The organism is Rubripirellula obstinata, from assembly GCF_001642955.1.
Lineage (GTDB): Bacteria > Planctomycetota > Planctomycetia > Pirellulales > Pirellulaceae > Rubripirellula > Rubripirellula obstinata.
In genome coordinates this window covers 12,533-27,491 of record NZ_LWSK01000039.1, presented here as the reverse complement: position 1 = coordinate 27,491, position 14,959 = coordinate 12,533, and the positions used below count along the sequence as shown (strand labels likewise).

The window sequence follows — 14,959 nt, the reverse complement described above, 5'->3', positions numbered from 1 at the left end:
GAATTATCCAGATGACATTTCGTGATCTTCCGGCCGTTCGTCCAACGGAAAGGCGATCCCGATCAATCCTGTGGCGGTTAACGTCACTCCGGAGGCTACCAACGCTGGGCCGACATCGATCGCGCCACCGACTTGCCCCCAAAGCAACGAACCCGTCGCCATCGAACCTGCCATGACGGCGTAGTAACAGCTCATTCCTCGACCTCGCATTTCGTTGGGCAACGTCATCTGGATTTCTGAATTGAACGTCGTCAACGTTGTCATCCACGACCCGCCAATCACCAATGTCAAAAGCGAAGCCAGGATTCCGTTGGTCGTCATCCCCAGCAAGCCAAGGGCCATTGCAAAAAGGGCTCCTGAAAAAATGATCGTGCGATTAAAACCAATTCGCCGGTGGATCCAATGCAAAAACCAAACAGCAATCACAGCTCCGATGCCAACCGTGGTCACCAAAAAACCAAAACCTCGCTCATCCCACAACAATCGCTGACGAGCGACCAACGGCAGCAATGACCAAAGTGCGGCAGCCGGGACCATGAACAACCCCAACCGTATCAAAGTATGTCGCATCGACTTCGATTGCCAAACGAAGGTCAAACCGTCCCAGGCCGATTGTCGGATTGGCTGCCCCGATGTCGTCGGCCGAGGCTCTCGTTGCCAACGCACCAACACAAAAAGAACTGCTGCGAACGAACAGGCATTCACGGCGAACGCAATCCAGACTCCCGCGATCGCGATTAGAAACCCGCCCAGCGCCGGTCCCACCGATCTGGCCAGATTGAAACTAATGCTGCCCAACGCCACCGCACGCGATAGCTGGTGACGCGGGATCAATTCGGGAATCGTTGATTGCCAAGTCAGGATGTGCATCACCATCGCGATGCCTGTCAGGAACGTCAGAAACAGCAACGACCATGACGTGATCTTTCCTGTGTAAGTCAGCGTTGCCAACGTTGTCGCGGACATCAACAAGAACAATTGAGTCACGATTAACAGTTTTCGTCGGTCCACTGCATCCACGATCAGCCCGGCCGGAATCGCCATCAGCAACATCGGCACGGTCATCGCAACCCGAACCGCTGATACCATTTCTGGTGACGGATCTAAGTTGGTCATCAACCAACCCGCACCGACCTCGTGAACCCACGTCCCCAAATTGGAAACGACCGACGCGATCCAGAACCAACGAAACGTGGGTGACGCAAGCGGAGCCCAGGTGGATTTGGAATCGCTGGGCGGCATAGGAAGACAAAAACGTGGGGTTGGTAGTTGGATTGTTCAGGAAAACCGGCATAAACGCGACAATCAATCATTCGCCGGCAGACGCACGAAAAGTGGCCTAAGTTTCATCAAACGCGTTTTCCCACCATTGTCTCGCTCCGCCAAGGGGAGGCTCTCCCAACGCCGTGAAGACTTTTGGTTTCGGAAAACACGTGTTACTTCGTTTAACCGCGTGGGCATCGCCCCGCGCGTTCGGGGCAGCACGACGCGCGGTGCGATGCCCACGCGGTTAAACGATTTAGAAAACCTTCACGGCGTTGGAGGCTCTCCCAACATGATTGAATCAGCGATGACCGAAGCAACCATGATCGAAGTTAACGGCCTCCGAAAACTCTACGACGACTACCTGGCCGTCGATGGAGTTTCGTTTTCCCTTCGATCGGGATCGGTTTGTGGATTGGTGGGGGCCAATGGCGCTGGGAAAACCACAACGATGCGATGCTTGGCGGGACTGATGCCCGCGACTGATGGAAAGATGACCGTGGCCGGACACGCTGTCAGCACCGATTCAATCGAATTAAAAAAATGCTTGGCCTACGTCCCAGACGACCCGCCGCTGTTTGACGACTTGTCCGTTCGAGAACACTTGCATTTCATCGGACGGATTTATCGAGTCGAAGGCTACGTCGAAAAATCGCAAGCTCTCATCACACAGTTTGACCTGATCGCAAAGGCCGACGCGGGCGCGACGACTTTGTCACGTGGCATGCGTCAAAAACTGGCAATCGCATGTGCCTATTTGTACGATCCGTCGGTGTTGTTGCTCGATGAACCGATGACTGGACTGGATCCACCCGGCATTCGCATTTTGTTAGATTCGATTCGTCAGCGTGCGGCAAAGGGTGCAACGGTGATCTTGAGCAGTCATTTGCTGCCGATGATCGAAGAGGTCTGCACTGACCTAATGATGATGCGACAGGGAGTCGTCGATTACTTTGGCAATGTCAGTGATCTTCGCAACCGTCATCCCGAATCAACGTCACTGGAATCGGCCTACTTTGCTGCGACACAATTGCACGAACAGGCGAATCCAAGTCAAGCAGTGGGCGTGTTGGCATGATCGGCGTGGAAGCCAACGCATTATCGACTTGGGATGATTGGCAAACGCATCGCGACCTGCTTGGGCTGACGATGGCTCGGGGACGTTTCCGGATCAAGCGAACGATTTCACGGATGCTGTCGCCGCGTCGAATCGTCGCGACCGCTTTGGTGATCATTTACGCGGTTCTGTATGTAACGTTCGGTGCTACGATCTTAATGAATCGCCAGCCCGCTTCGCCCCAGCGGTTGCAACTGTGGCTTTCTGGCGGGATGGTTCTGTACGCGATCTACCATGCACTCAAAGCTGCCTGGTCCAGTGATCAATCGATACTGGAAATCTCTGCCGCAGAAAAATTGTGGCTCGGTGGTGCACCGATCCGCAGGTCATCCATCGTGGTGCATCAAATTACTGACATTGCTTTGGCAACGGTGATCAAGTCAATCCTGCTGTGTACGGTGCTGGCAGTCGATGTGCAGGGCTCCGACGGGTTCGGCGTCGTGCGTTTGGGAATCGGAGTCTTTTCAGCATTGTTGCTGCTTGAAATTTCTCGACTGATCGTCGTTCGTTTTATCAACAGCCTCAACTCGATCAGACGGAAACGATTCCAAGTCGTCGCAACGCTGATCGCCGTGGCGGTCGCTGCACAAGTGATCGCCCGAATCGCTGCCGCGACTCCGATGGGATCACCCACACCGATCTATGTGTTTCAGACGTTTTCAGCCTTGGGACAAACGGCTGCATGTGACGCGGTTCAGTGGTTAGCTCTGCCGTTCAGTTTCGCTGCCAAGGTTGCGATCGCTTCCTCGTTTGATTGGATGACGTTGCTTTGTCTGATCATCGCAGTCGTGATGTTGCCAATCGCTGTTGAATTGTACGTCAGACTGGATCGTCGGTGCGCCGCCCGTCAGGTGGTTGATGAATGCAGTCGATTGCGATCGATCCAAGCGGTTCCGCATTTGGGGCAGCGTTTTAATTCCGATACGACGAACGATCTACAGCGCAAACCGTGGTATCACCCCAGTGCTTGGCCCAGTCGATTGGCTTTGAGCCCCTTGGCTCTGATTGATACCGATGCGGCCGCGGTTGCCGCTCGGACAGTGTCCAGCGTGGTGCGTTATCGAACGACGATCTTCATGAGTTTGTTGGTGCCAGTGTTGTTGTGCTTGTCGCCATTGGTCACGGGACGCGTTTTGGATCAGTGGTTGTACGTCGTTGGTGGGATTGCGATGTGTACATCGCTGATTGCACCGGCTGCATTGAAAATTGATTTCCGTCGCGACCTGTCCCGTTTGCTGTTGTTGCGATCCTTGCCGGTGAAGCCGCGTTCGATGGTGCTGGGCCAGTTGTGGTTTCCGTTTTTAATCACATGCTTCTTCCAATGGACCGTGATCGCGATCGCATCGATGGTGCTGCAACCAGGGATGCAGCAAGTCTGTTTGTGGACGGGAATGTTGGCGGCTTTGTCAGCGTTTACGTTTGCGTTTGAAAACGCATTGTTCCTGGCGTTTCCGCATTCGCAGCGAAGCCAAGGCATTGCGATGGTGCTGCGAACCAAGCTGACGTTCCTAGGCAAATCATCGCTGCTGGTTGCAGCCGCTTTGGTTTTGGCGATTTGGGCAACGGTGTGTCGCGACAATTTGAATGGCCCGATGTCTGAGATCGCGATTTTCGCGGGGGCACAGTTTGCATGTTGGGGACTTGCCGCGATGACCTTCCTTGTTGCCACCTGGTGCTGGAAACGATTCGATATTTCGCATGACATCGCACCTGAGTGATCGCTAACGCGAATTCCTGACCTAAGTTTGTGTGATGCTTGCGGCATTCCAAACGTGAATCGCAAGCACAACCCCTACTATCCGTTTTACCCGAACAGCACCGACTGATCTCGATGGAACTGCTGATCCTGCTATTCGTTGCCGCCGCTGCCATGTGGATGATTCCCGTCATCCATCGCGGGCGTGTGATCCCCGTCACGATGATGATGTTGATTACCGGCACCGTGTTTGGACCGTTTTTCTTTGCGATCGATGGCCCGATTCAATTCAGTTTGGATCGACTGCTTTGGCTGGGGATTATTGGAATGGTTGTGGTGGGATGGCGATTGGGGAATATCAAGTTTCCCAAACCAGGTCGCATCGATTGGTTGATGGCAGGGTTGTCAGCGTTTTTATTGTTCAGTGCCCTTCGAGGCGGTGACGGACCCGGAGTGATTGAGAGTTCACCAACCGCTCGCTGGTTGTTTTACATCTTCATGCCACTTGGAACCTACGCCGTTGCTCGGACAATTCGACTGAACGTTTCGGACATGCGATGGGTCTTTGGATCAATTTTAGGACTCGGTCTGTACCTTGCGATCACGGGCATCTTCGAGATCAAAGAAATGCACTGGGCTGTGTTTCCCAAACACATCAGTAATCCCGAAGTATGGGAATTCTATGGCCGCGCCCGCGGTCCGCTGCTGAACCCGATCGCGAATGGTTTTTTGATGGGGCTCGCCTTGATGGTGGCTGTGGTCGAATTCTTTCGCAGTGGTGTACGTCAGCGAAAACTGTTCTTCGGCATCGCCGCGTTCATCTTACTGTTTGGCGTTTATGCGACGCTGACCCGAAGTTGCTGGATGGGAGCGATCGGCGCGATCGGCCTGGTTGCCATGATTCATTCGCCACGTTGGGTTCGTGTTTTGGGCTTAGCGTCCGTCGTCTTGCTTGCTGGTGCGATGGCAATGGGATTGAAGGATCAGTTCATGGAAATCAAACGCGATAAAGCATTGTCGGCGGCCGAAGCAGCTAAGTCGGTCGAACTGCGACCCTTGTTGGCGATCGTTGCCTATGAAATGTTCAAAGACAAACCAATTGCTGGTCACGGTTTTGGACACTACTTTGAAAACAATGGTCCATACCACGATAATCGCGAATACGATTTACCGCTGGAAAAGGTCCGTGTCTACGTGCAGCACAATACGTTCTTATCGATCTTGGTCGATGGCGGATTAATCGGAATCCTGATGTTCAGTTTGCCGCTGCTGGTATTCTTTGTCGTCGGGTGGCAATTGGCCCGACGTCCGCAGTCCAGTCCCGATGCACGGTACCTAGGGATTTTGATGATCAGCGCCATCGTCATCTACGTCGCCAATGCAATGTTCCATGATTTGATTGTGATTCCAATGGTGCAGATGTTCCTGATGTTCATCGCAGGATTGGCGATCAATGTTCACGGACAAGGGATCACAGCGGAGCGAATCCAACCGAGACGTCAGGCTGCAAGCCAACGCGATCATCGAGTTGTCGCGGCAACGTAGCTGTAAAGTGGCAAAGGTGAGCCGCCGGACGTAAGTCCTTTGGCCTCGTCTCGCTCTTTTTTGTTTCCGACCCAGGCAATCGAGTCATGGACGAAGGCCCGGCCGCTTACGCGTCGCGGCTCAGGAAAGAAAAGACGAAAGCCCGGCCGCTTACGCGTCGCGGCTCAGGAAAGAAAAGACGAAGGCCCGGCCGCTTACGCGTCGCGGCTCACGAGGGAAAAAGGGCTTTAGAAACTGAATTACAGCTTGTCCGTCATGCCTTGCTCTTCCAAAGCCTTGACGGCCTCTCGTACTCGTTCTTCGGCATGTTTGGGGGCGACCAAGGTGGCATCTTTGGTTTGCACGACAATCAAGTCCTTGACGTCAATCGTCACGACCGTGTGCCCCGGTTCGCCGACGACAATGCAACCGCCGGTGTCGATCCCAACGTGTGATCCAACCACGGTGTTGCCGTTGGAATCTGGATCGTGCAGTCGCGACAAGGCTTGCCAACTGCCGACGTCATCCCATGGGAATGGTGCTTCGACGACGACGACATTTTTGTATTTTTCCATCACGGCATAATCGATGGACGTGCCTTCGATGGCAGTAAACTCTTTCGTCAAGACTTCACCGAAGTTGTCTTGCCCCATCGCATCGGCGATCGCCGTCAAATGCTGACTCATTTTTGGTGCGTTCTTTTCCAATGCGTCAAAGATCGTTGACGCTCGCCACAAAAAGATGCCGCTGTTCCAATAGAACGTGCCTTCGTCCAAGTACCGCTGCGCCGTCGCCTGGTCGGGCTTCTCGCGGAACTGCTTGACTGCGTAGGCGTCCACGCCGGCGGCATCGATTTGACTTGCTTCATCACGTTCGATGTAGCCAAACGATTCAGCCGGGTACGAAGGCTTGATTCCGAATGTAACAATGCGAGTGGGATCTTCGTCGATTAACTTTTCGCCCGCGGCGATGGCTGCCTGAAATTTGTCTGGTGACGCGATCACGTGATCCGATGGCATCACGACCATCGTTCCGTCGGGATCGATTCGGCGAATCATTGCGGCGGCCAAACCGACGCAGGGTGCGGTGTCCCGTTTGCAAGGTTCACCGACGACATTTTCAGCCGGCAACTCAGGCAATTGTTCGCGAACGGCGTCCGTCAGCAATTGATTGGTGATGATCCAACGTTGGTTTTGTGGCACCAAATCACCAAGCCGGTCCAGCGTTGACTGGATCATGGTTCGCTGTCCCGAGAGGGCCAGCAATTGCTTGGGCTGCATTTTCCGGCTGGCAGGCCAAAAACGGGTACCGCTGCCGCCAGCCATGATGACTGCATGAAGCATTGAAATTCACTTTTAGAAAGGTCGTCGATTTGAAGGAGTCGAGATTGTACTCAAATCCTCCGTCAATGCTTACTGGCCTTCCTCTTGTTCCATCTTTTGTTTCAGCAGATCGTAGGCTTGCTGAAATTGGACAACGCCCGGCGCTAATTCTGATGCTCGCTGTAGATGAAGCAGCGATTTTTCATAGTCGCCACTGAGGTACAGAGCCAAACCATACCGGTTTTGAAGTTCTGCGTTTTCGGGCGCTAGCTTTGCATCTCGTTCCAGCAGCGGCAACTCTTGTTGGCGAAGCTGTTTTGCCTTTGCCAACATCTGCTTTACCTCGGAAGGCGACCTTGATTTCTGGTTCGCCAAATTGTCCAGCATCGCAGCGAAATTTGACCGAGGTCCGGCGGTGGTCGGCTCGACACGAATCGCGGATTGGTAAGCATCCATCGCGGCGTTAAAGTTTCCTCGTTGTTCGTGGATTCTTGCCGCTGCCATGTGCGATCCCGAACGATCCGCGGTCAACGCCAACGACGGCAGAATCTCGTTTTCGATAATCGGATCGATTTGCAACACCTCGGTCCCCGTTAATGAACGGTACACTCCGCTGCTCATGATCGTTCTCGCTGCTTCGATACGGACCAGAGTAGACTCATCTTTCAGCAACGGCAGTAGCACCGATCGCACGGTATTGGCATCGGTGTTTCCGATCGCAGTGACCGCCGCAGCGCGAAGCATCGCATCTTCGTCGGGATCACTCGCCAGTTTTCCGATCGACTTGGCGGCGGTCGTTAAGTTGATTCCAGCGGCAGCGACTTCTCGTAAGATCGACGCGCGAGCCATCGGATGAAGACTTGCGGGATCAGCGGGCTTGGAAACCGCTAGCTTCAGCATTTCCTCCACTGCGCCCGCTTCGCCACGACGAAATGCAACGATCGCTTCTGAAAAATGCGGAGGGGTTTGCCGATCTTTGCCGTACCACTTTTCGCAAGCGTCATCGCACCATTGGTCTGTCTTTTGAATTGCCGATCGGATCGCTTCGTTGCCTTGATCGGCTAACAGTAACCATTGCGAGTACTCTTCGCCGTCCAGGAGTTGTTGGTCGTCCGTTGGCAATGAGGTGAGCTGATCTTCGACATGACAATGGCTGCACGCGTTGGGAGTCCCCAGTTTCACCGACAGGTCTGGCCGCGGCACGCGTAACGAATGATCGCGACGTTTATCGTTGCCCATATAGGTCGTGTGCGGCATGTGGCAGTTGACGCATTTCGCACCTTCGCTGCCCACGGCGTGATGATGATGCGAAGGTACGTCGTACTTGCCGGCGGCATGCTGATGACACGACGTGCAAGTTTCGTTGCCCGGGTATTTTAATTCCAACGAATGCGGATCGTGGCAATCGGTGCAGCGAATGTTCTGGTGATACATCCGACTTTGAATGAACGAACCATAAACGTAAACCTCGTCCTTGATCTGACCATCCGCGTGATACGTGTCCGCCCGCATCGTTTCCAGTTGATAGTGATTGCAGAATTCGTTTCCAGCTTCAAAATCTCCCGTCAATTCAGCACGGCGACTGTGACACGGGGCGCAGGTCTGCAATTGAGGCTCAACGCTTTCCCCTTTCAGTTCTGCCAGTCCGTAACCGTGATGGCGATCCCAAAATAGTGATCGGCTGTTGGCCAATTCCAGATGCAGACTTCCCGGGCCATGACAGGCTTCACAGCTAACGTCGATTTCTGAAAACGTGGTGTGATACTGGTTTTCGGCTGCGTTGAATCCAGTTTTTAGGTCTGTTGAATGGCAGACCGCGCACATGGTTTGCCAACGCTGCGCGATGCCGGTCCAGTGAAGCGGGTCACCCGGTTCCAACTTTTCCTTTACGTCCGGCGGGCGCAGGTAAAACCATTCTTTCGCGATTGTGTCCCAACTAATTCGCAGCACTTGCACGCGGCCAATTTCATCCGGCGGAAGATCAGGATCACGATCCAGTTCGATCATGTATTGCTGCAACGGTTCGACACCGAAGACGTACTTGATCTCGAAGTCCTGCATCTCACCGGTGGGGCCTTCGGTGTTGATCATGTACACGCCATCACGCCGAAACATCCGGCTGACGATGCCGTCGTGTTCGATCGTCGCATCATCAAAATCACCCAAGACGGTTTCTTCGGTCGCCAAGTCCATCGCTTTATCGTGGTGCGAACCTTCAAACGATTTGAATTCACTTTGGTGGCATTCGATGCATGAATCGCGGCCGACGTAGCCGGGGGCTAATTCGGCTGGCAAGACTGCGGGCAACGATGAGTAATAATCAGCCGCGACGGCTCCGGCCAGGATCAGGCCAATCGCGAGAATGATGAACCCGCGTCGGTTGGAAAGCTGCTTCATCAGTTTGAGCTTTCGCTGGCCAGAAGCAAAGTCGCGGCTCGACGCCTCATCGACGCAACCAGGATTGCGGATTCTTCGTCGCCAGAAATCTGTTCCAGCATGCGAGCAGCACGGAGTAAATGTTCGGCAACGAGCGCACGCCGGGTCGCCGCATGGGGAGTCGAATTGGATTCGCTCGCGATGGCTGCATCGGGACGCGGCGGCGGATCCAGCGTGCTTCCATCAAGCACGCTGCCTTGTCGTTGAATCACGCCCAGCACATCTTCCAACACTCCGTCGCCCGTGGGGGCGGGCTGATTACCCTGCAGCACTTCACGGATTTTAGACTTCGGCCCGATTGTTGAATCTTTCGTTCGATCCTTGGCACTGGATTCCTTCACTGCCTTAGCGATCTCGGCATCACTAATTTCAGGAAAAGGAACCGGCGATTCGGGCTGCTGCCCTGTCACCTGATTCATCGCCGCTGGATTGCTCGCGAAGAAGAACGCCAACAGCATCAAGATGATGGGCAATGAGCCAAGGGCATTCCGTTTCATACTTTAATTTCCGGTCGTTGGGGCTGGTCGTCAGGGGGCTGTGCGTCTCACACTATAGGTGGCGAGCAACGATTCAGCTTTACATTTTTTCTTTGAAATCAGCAACGTTCACAATGAACCTGACTAAGTTTAATCCGCATTTCAACCAACCGGGCTTTCTGCACTCGACCCCGTTGGGAAAGATGGTTTCAACCTGGACAGATCGAGGGTTGTACCGACTCGATTGGAACCTGGGCCTCGATTGGAACCTGGACGATCTGGCGGAGTCTTGTGAGTGTTCCGCAGACGGTCCCGAGCGTCAACTCGACTCACTTTTGGCGGAGTATTTCCGCGACGGAATCGCTGACTTCGAATCGGTTCAGATTGACGAAGATGGTTGGACCGATTTGAGTACGCAAGTCTACCGACTGTGTCGAAAAATCCCGGCTGGAAAAACGTCCACCTACAAACGGCTGGCCGAATCGGTCGGACGACCAGGGGCCAGTCGCGCGATCGGCGGTGCGATGTCAAGAAATCGAATCTTGATTGTCATCCCTTGCCACCGGGTGATCGCATCCAATGGAAAGCTGCAAGGGTTCAGTGCCCCCGGCGGTTTGCGGACCAAGCAGTCGCTGCTGGACTTGGAACAATCCAAGGGTAAGTCACCTTGAGATGCCCCCGTTTACTGTCCCAACGTTCCAGGCAGAATTGCAACAAAAATCGGGCGGCCGAGCATGCAATTTTTTTGACAATCATTTTTTTGTCGTAACCTTCACTGACTGGTGGGGAGATTACGACAAAAAAATGATTGTCAAAAAAATTTTCAGTCTCATCAGTGGTTTTATCTTTATTGATTCAGTCGTGTGGTGAAAAAGTAATCGAGGCAGCAGAAGCTTATTTGCATGCGAATCGAGGAGATCGATCAATAGGAGCAAATGACAGCAATTGCAATTCTAAGAACTCGACTTGCCGCCGAATCGGCCTCGCGATAGTTTGTTGTCTTGAAGCAAGGAAGTTTCATGCGCAGGTGCTAGGGAGGGCAACGCTGTGGTACGACGTTGGCGAATTCGGTCTAAATTATTCATCGCAGTTTCTTTGCTGCTGGCGACCGTTTTGCTGCTGGCTTTCAGTGGCTTTTGGGGGCTTTATCGGTACCGCCAATTGGCGAATTCGCTTGTCACGCGAGCGATGGAGATTCCGTACGCCTACGATCTGAACCGCCACGCCTTGACGCTTTGCGAGATTGATACGCGTCGCGGTCAAATCAGCGCCCGCGAAGGGATGATTCAGTCATCAACGCTAGGCGATCCAATCTTCGATATCGCGAAACTGGAGAGCGAACGGTTTGACAACGCACTGGTCGAATTTCATCTAACGCTACAGCGATATGAAGCAGCATCGAGCGATATGACGGAAACACATTCGCTGCTGGTGGATCTGGAAGGCCAGCAAAAAAGTTTGGCCGACATTCGAGTTTCTTTTGAAAACCTGGATGGGTTCTTGCGAGCGCCGCACACGGTTGAACCTTCGCGGCGGCTGGAAATGAAATCGCATCTAAGTCGGTTGGTTCAGGATACAGACGATCACTTACGAATCATTCACGGTGGGATGGCGGAGTTTAGTCGTGACGTTCGCGGCCAGTACCGTGCCTGGATCGGTATCGCCTGGACCTGCACGATTCTTGCGATCGCAATGGTCGGAATGCTGCTGCTGGCGTTCCGTTCGCTGGTCGTAAAACCTTTCCGAACTCTGCTGGATGGATCGCGATTGGTGGCAGGTGGACAATTTGACCACCGCATTGATTTGGGAACCGATGACGAATTAAGTGAACTTGCCAATGCGATGAACGACATGACAGACCGCTTCCAAGGTGCCTTGGCCAACATCAATTCGCTTTGTTTGAACTTGGACAAGCAAGTCAAAGACCGCACCCGTGAAGTCATTCAGAATGAACAACTTGCCAGCGTCGGTTTCCTAGCAGCGGGCGTCGCCCATGAAATCAACAACCCGCTCGCGACGATCGCCTGGAGTGCCGAATCGTTGCAATCTCGCGCGGCCGAATTCGCAATGAGTCGGCAACCCGATGCCGACACCGCGCAAGAATGGACAGCCGAACTTGCCAACAATCTGCGGCGCATCGAAGACGAAGCGTATCGATGCAAAGGCATTACGGAAAAGTTGCTCGACTTTAGTCGCTTGAGCGAAATTCGTCGGGCTCCGACGGACCTTGCCGAATTGGTTCGCGATGTCGTTGCGATGGTCGGAACCGTCGGGCAATACCGATGCAAGACCATGAACATCGATGCCGAGACTGCTGTCGTGGCTCATGTGAATCCACAAGAGGTTCGGCAGGTCGTGCTAAATCTTGTCACCAACGCGTTGGAAAGCGTTGACACCGATGGTGCGGTCGATATTCGCGTCAGTTGCGATGCAGGCAAAGCTCTGATTGTCGTGCGAGACAACGGTTGTGGCATGAACGAAGAAGTAATGAAGCATCTGTTCGAGCCCTTCTTCACTCGCCGACGCGACGGAACCGGCACGGGATTGGGGCTAAGCATTACCTATCGAATCATTTCGCAACACGGCGGTTCGTTGACTCCGCACAGCGATGGCGAAGGATGCGGTTCAACAATGGAACTGATGCTACCGCTTGAACCGGAGAATCAAGATGTTACCGCAAGCCATCGAATCGCATTCGATTCAAAACAACAGAACACTAAAAGACTAAGTGCAGCGTAAGAAAAATCATGAGTAATCAATCAATGAATGCCGACAAGAAAAAAGAACAGGCAGGGATGCACATTCTTTTTGCCGATGACGAAAAGAATCTGCAGGAACTGATGCGTACCGAATTGCCTCGCATGGGTTACCGAGTCACGGTCTGTCCCGATGGCTTGACTGCGGTCGCTGCGTTGGAAAAGCAGTCGTTTGATTGCTTGCTGGTTGACCTGGATATGCCTGGCATGAACGGTATCGAAGTGATCGAAAAGGCTCGCAGTTTACGGCCAGAAATTGAAGCCGTGATCATGACGGGCAACCCAAGTCAAGAAACAGCCATCGCCGCGCTACGTTATGGGGTGTTCGATTATCTAACCAAACCAAGTCGTCTGGCCGACATTGCCGGTCTGATGGGGCGAGTCAAAGAACGTCGCAACAGCAAACGCCAACTCGCCGCCCTGCAGCAACGACTGCGACTCGCCCAAGGTGATGCAAAGCTGGTCGGAACCGGCAAACCGATGGAAGTGGTCAAGAAACTGATCGCGAAAGTCGCTCCCACCGAAAGCTCGGTTCTGGTTCGTGGCGAAACCGGATGCGGAAAAGAACTGGTCGCCCGAGCGATCCACGATTCAAGTTTGCGAGCCGACGAACCACTGGTTCCAGTCAACTGCGGTGCTCTGCCCGAAAACCTGATTGAAAGCGAGCTGTTTGGTCACTGCAAAGGTGCATTCACCGGTGCTGATTCAGCTAGAACAGGACTCTTTGAAGTTGCCGACGGTGGAACCATCTTCCTGGACGAAATCGGCGAATTGCCACTGGCGATGCAGGCCAAGTTGTTGCGAGTTTTGGAAACAGGCGACATACGACGTTTGGGCGACACTGAAACGACCAATGTCAACGTGCGATTGGTTTGCGCGACCCACCGTGACCTGGAACAAATGGTCGAAGAGGGAACGTTCCGCGAAGACCTGATGTTCCGCATCAATACTTTTGAAATCAACGTTCCGCCACTTCGCCAACGCCCCGAAGACATTGCAACGCTGGCCAAGCACCTGTTGCGACGCCATCGTAGCGACGGCAGTGACGAAGACTTGTTCACCGACGAAGCGATGGAATTGCTTACGAATTACTCTTGGCCCGGAAACGTTCGCGAATTGGCGAACGTAATCGAACACGCCACAATTCTTTGCGATTCGCTGCCAATCGACGCCGATGATATGCCGCAGTCGTTTGGCCGCCGAAAACTACGCAAAGAATTGCTCGAATCCGGCCCGATGACGTTGCGAGAACTTGAAGTGATCGCGATCAACCGAGCACTCCAGCGAAACGAAGGAAACAAACCAGCCGCCGCGGAAGAGTTGGGTGTCAGCTTGAAAACGCTCTACAACAAAATAAATGCGGCGGAAGAAAAGAAGATGGCAGGTTAGGCTAAGGTGCCCGTAGGCCGGAACAAGCTTGGTGCAGTTCCGGCAATCTTCCAAATTACCATGCAATTGCCGGAACTTCGCTGCGCTTGTTCCGGCCTACAACCTGCGACCATTCAGCTTGAAACTAGTTCTCGGAACGCTTTGTTGAGTTGATTGGTGATCGGCCCAGGTTTGCCTGTTCCGATCACACGATCGTCTAACTTGACTGCCGCGATTACTTCCGCGGCGCTGCCGGTCAGGAAACACTCATCGGCGATGAAAATATCGTGGCGTGTCAGCGGAGTTTCGTGGGTTTCGATGCCCGCCGCTTCGGCCAGTTCTAATACCACGGCGCGAGTGATGCCTTCTAAGATTCCCGCGTCGATTGGCGGCGTATAAAGCTTGCCACGACGCACGATGAACAAGTTATCGCCCGTGCATTCTGCAACCTCGCCCTTGGTGTTCAACATCACTGCTTCGACACAGCCAGCTTTCAAGGCCTCCATCTGAGCCATGATGTTGTTCAGGTAGTTCAGCGATTTGATTCGCGGGCTTAACGCCGCCGGGTGATTGCGGATCGTTGACGCGGTGACTAACTCCAAACCCTGTTCATACATCTCGGCCGGATACAACGCGACCTTGTCCGCGATGATGATCACTTGCGGGTCGCTGCACGTGTAGGGATTCAAGCCTAGCGTGCCGGTTCCGCGAGTGATGATCAATCGGATGTAGCCGTCGTCCAATCCATTCTTAGCAACGCATTCGTTGACCGTCGCTGTCATTTCGTCGATCGACATGGGAATCGGCAAAGAGATCGCGAGCGCCGATTCCCACAGCCGCACCATGTGGTCGTGCAACCGAAAAACCTTGCCACTATAGATCCGCATTCCTTCAAAGACGCCATCGCCATAAAGCAAGCCGTGGTCATAGACACTGATCTTGGCGTCGTCGCGAGAGAAATACTCGCCCGAGATATAAATCTGTTGGCTCATCAGAACTTA

Annotated in this window: 11 protein-coding genes; 6 read left to right on the top strand and 5 right to left on the bottom strand. The window is 53.6% G+C overall.

The annotated features are described in order from the left end of the window. Positions 1-3: 3 nt before the first annotated feature. Positions 4-1,242 (bottom strand): MFS transporter, encoded by a 1,239-nt coding sequence (locus RC85_RS11695; RefSeq protein WP_068262777.1) that lies wholly within the window; start codon positions 1,240-1,242, stop codon positions 4-6. A 313-nt stretch (positions 1,243-1,555) separates the two neighbouring features. Here RC85_RS11695 and RC85_RS11690 point away from each other — a divergent pair, with 313 nt between their 5' ends. The 3 genes from RC85_RS11690 to RC85_RS11680 all read left to right on the top strand — a co-directional run bounded on the left by RC85_RS11690 (position 1,556) and on the right by RC85_RS11680 (position 5,621). After that, the gene (locus tag RC85_RS11690; RefSeq protein WP_238383123.1) at positions 1,556-2,341 is read left to right on the top strand and encodes an ABC transporter ATP-binding protein; all 786 of its coding nucleotides are present in this window, start codon (positions 1,556-1,558) and stop codon (positions 2,339-2,341) included. After that, positions 2,338-4,098, top strand: coding sequence for a hypothetical protein (locus tag RC85_RS11685; RefSeq protein WP_068262775.1), 1,761 nt, complete (start codon positions 2,338-2,340; stop codon positions 4,096-4,098). Before RC85_RS11690 ends, RC85_RS11685 begins: the two co-directional genes overlap by 4 nt. A gap of 113 nt (positions 4,099-4,211) precedes the next feature. Further along, the gene (locus tag RC85_RS11680) at positions 4,212-5,621 is read left to right on the top strand and encodes an O-antigen ligase family protein (RefSeq protein WP_068262772.1); all 1,410 of its coding nucleotides are present in this window, start codon (positions 4,212-4,214) and stop codon (positions 5,619-5,621) included. A 239-nt stretch (positions 5,622-5,860) separates the two neighbouring features. Here RC85_RS11680 and RC85_RS11675 read toward each other — a convergent pair whose 3' ends face one another. From RC85_RS11675 to RC85_RS11665, 3 genes are all read right to left on the bottom strand, one after another. After that, a complete protein-coding gene (locus RC85_RS11675) occupies positions 5,861-6,943 on the bottom strand; it encodes a mannose-1-phosphate guanylyltransferase (RefSeq protein WP_068262769.1) in 1,083 nt (360 codons plus the stop codon). A gap of 69 nt (positions 6,944-7,012) precedes the next feature. Continuing rightward, positions 7,013-9,319, bottom strand: a complete 2,307-nt coding sequence (locus tag RC85_RS11670) for a HEAT repeat domain-containing protein (RefSeq protein WP_068262766.1) — start codon at positions 9,317-9,319, stop codon at positions 7,013-7,015. Further along, positions 9,319-9,855, bottom strand: coding sequence for a hypothetical protein (locus RC85_RS11665; RefSeq protein WP_068262763.1), 537 nt, complete (start codon positions 9,853-9,855; stop codon positions 9,319-9,321). The genes RC85_RS11670 and RC85_RS11665 overlap by 1 nt, the downstream gene beginning before the upstream one ends. A 113-nt stretch (positions 9,856-9,968) precedes the next feature. Here RC85_RS11665 and RC85_RS11660 point away from each other — a divergent pair, with 113 nt between their 5' ends. The 3 genes from RC85_RS11660 to RC85_RS11645 all read left to right on the top strand — a co-directional run bounded on the left by RC85_RS11660 (position 9,969) and on the right by RC85_RS11645 (position 13,979). After that, positions 9,969-10,505 carry a methylated-DNA--[protein]-cysteine S-methyltransferase gene (locus RC85_RS11660; protein WP_068262761.1) on the top strand — a complete coding sequence of 179 codons (537 nt, stop codon included), beginning with the start codon at positions 9,969-9,971 and terminating at the stop codon, positions 10,503-10,505. 376 nt (positions 10,506-10,881) lie between these two features. After that, positions 10,882-12,573, top strand: coding sequence for a sensor histidine kinase (locus RC85_RS11650; protein ID WP_149752689.1), 1,692 nt, complete (start codon positions 10,882-10,884; stop codon positions 12,571-12,573). A 56-nt stretch (positions 12,574-12,629) separates the two neighbouring features. Continuing rightward, the gene (locus tag RC85_RS11645) at positions 12,630-13,979 is read left to right on the top strand and encodes a sigma-54-dependent transcriptional regulator (protein ID WP_068262833.1); all 1,350 of its coding nucleotides are present in this window, start codon (positions 12,630-12,632) and stop codon (positions 13,977-13,979) included. Positions 13,980-14,092: 113 nt separating this feature from the next. On the opposite strand, the gene ilvE is transcribed toward RC85_RS11645, so the two are convergent. Beyond that, a complete protein-coding gene (ilvE, locus tag RC85_RS11640) occupies positions 14,093-14,950 on the bottom strand; it encodes a branched-chain-amino-acid transaminase (RefSeq protein ID WP_068262752.1) in 858 nt (285 codons plus the stop codon). Positions 14,951-14,959: the final 9 nt, after the last annotated feature.

Bases quoted from the DNA above. Each gene is read 5' to 3' on its own strand.
- RC85_RS11695 (WP_068262777.1), bottom strand. From the start codon at position 1,242: ATGCCGCCCAGCGATTCCAAATCCACCTGGGCTCCGCTTGCGTCACCC.
- RC85_RS11690 (WP_238383123.1), top strand. From the start codon at position 1,556: ATGATTGAATCAGCGATGACCGAAGCAACCATGATCGAAGTTAACGGC.
- RC85_RS11685 (WP_068262775.1), top strand. From the start codon at position 2,338: ATGATCGGCGTGGAAGCCAACGCATTATCGACTTGGGATGATTGGCAA.
- RC85_RS11680 (WP_068262772.1), top strand. From the start codon at position 4,212: ATGGAACTGCTGATCCTGCTATTCGTTGCCGCCGCTGCCATGTGGATG.
- RC85_RS11675 (WP_068262769.1), bottom strand. From the start codon at position 6,943: ATGCTTCATGCAGTCATCATGGCTGGCGGCAGCGGTACCCGTTTTTGG.
- RC85_RS11670 (WP_068262766.1), bottom strand. From the start codon at position 9,319: ATGAAGCAGCTTTCCAACCGACGCGGGTTCATCATTCTCGCGATTGGC.
- RC85_RS11665 (WP_068262763.1), bottom strand. From the start codon at position 9,855: ATGAAACGGAATGCCCTTGGCTCATTGCCCATCATCTTGATGCTGTTG.
- RC85_RS11660 (WP_068262761.1), top strand. From the start codon at position 9,969: ATGAACCTGACTAAGTTTAATCCGCATTTCAACCAACCGGGCTTTCTG.
- RC85_RS11645 (WP_068262833.1), top strand. From the start codon at position 12,630: ATGCACATTCTTTTTGCCGATGACGAAAAGAATCTGCAGGAACTGATG.
- ilvE (WP_068262752.1), bottom strand. From the start codon at position 14,950: ATGAGCCAACAGATTTATATCTCGGGCGAGTATTTCTCTCGCGACGAC.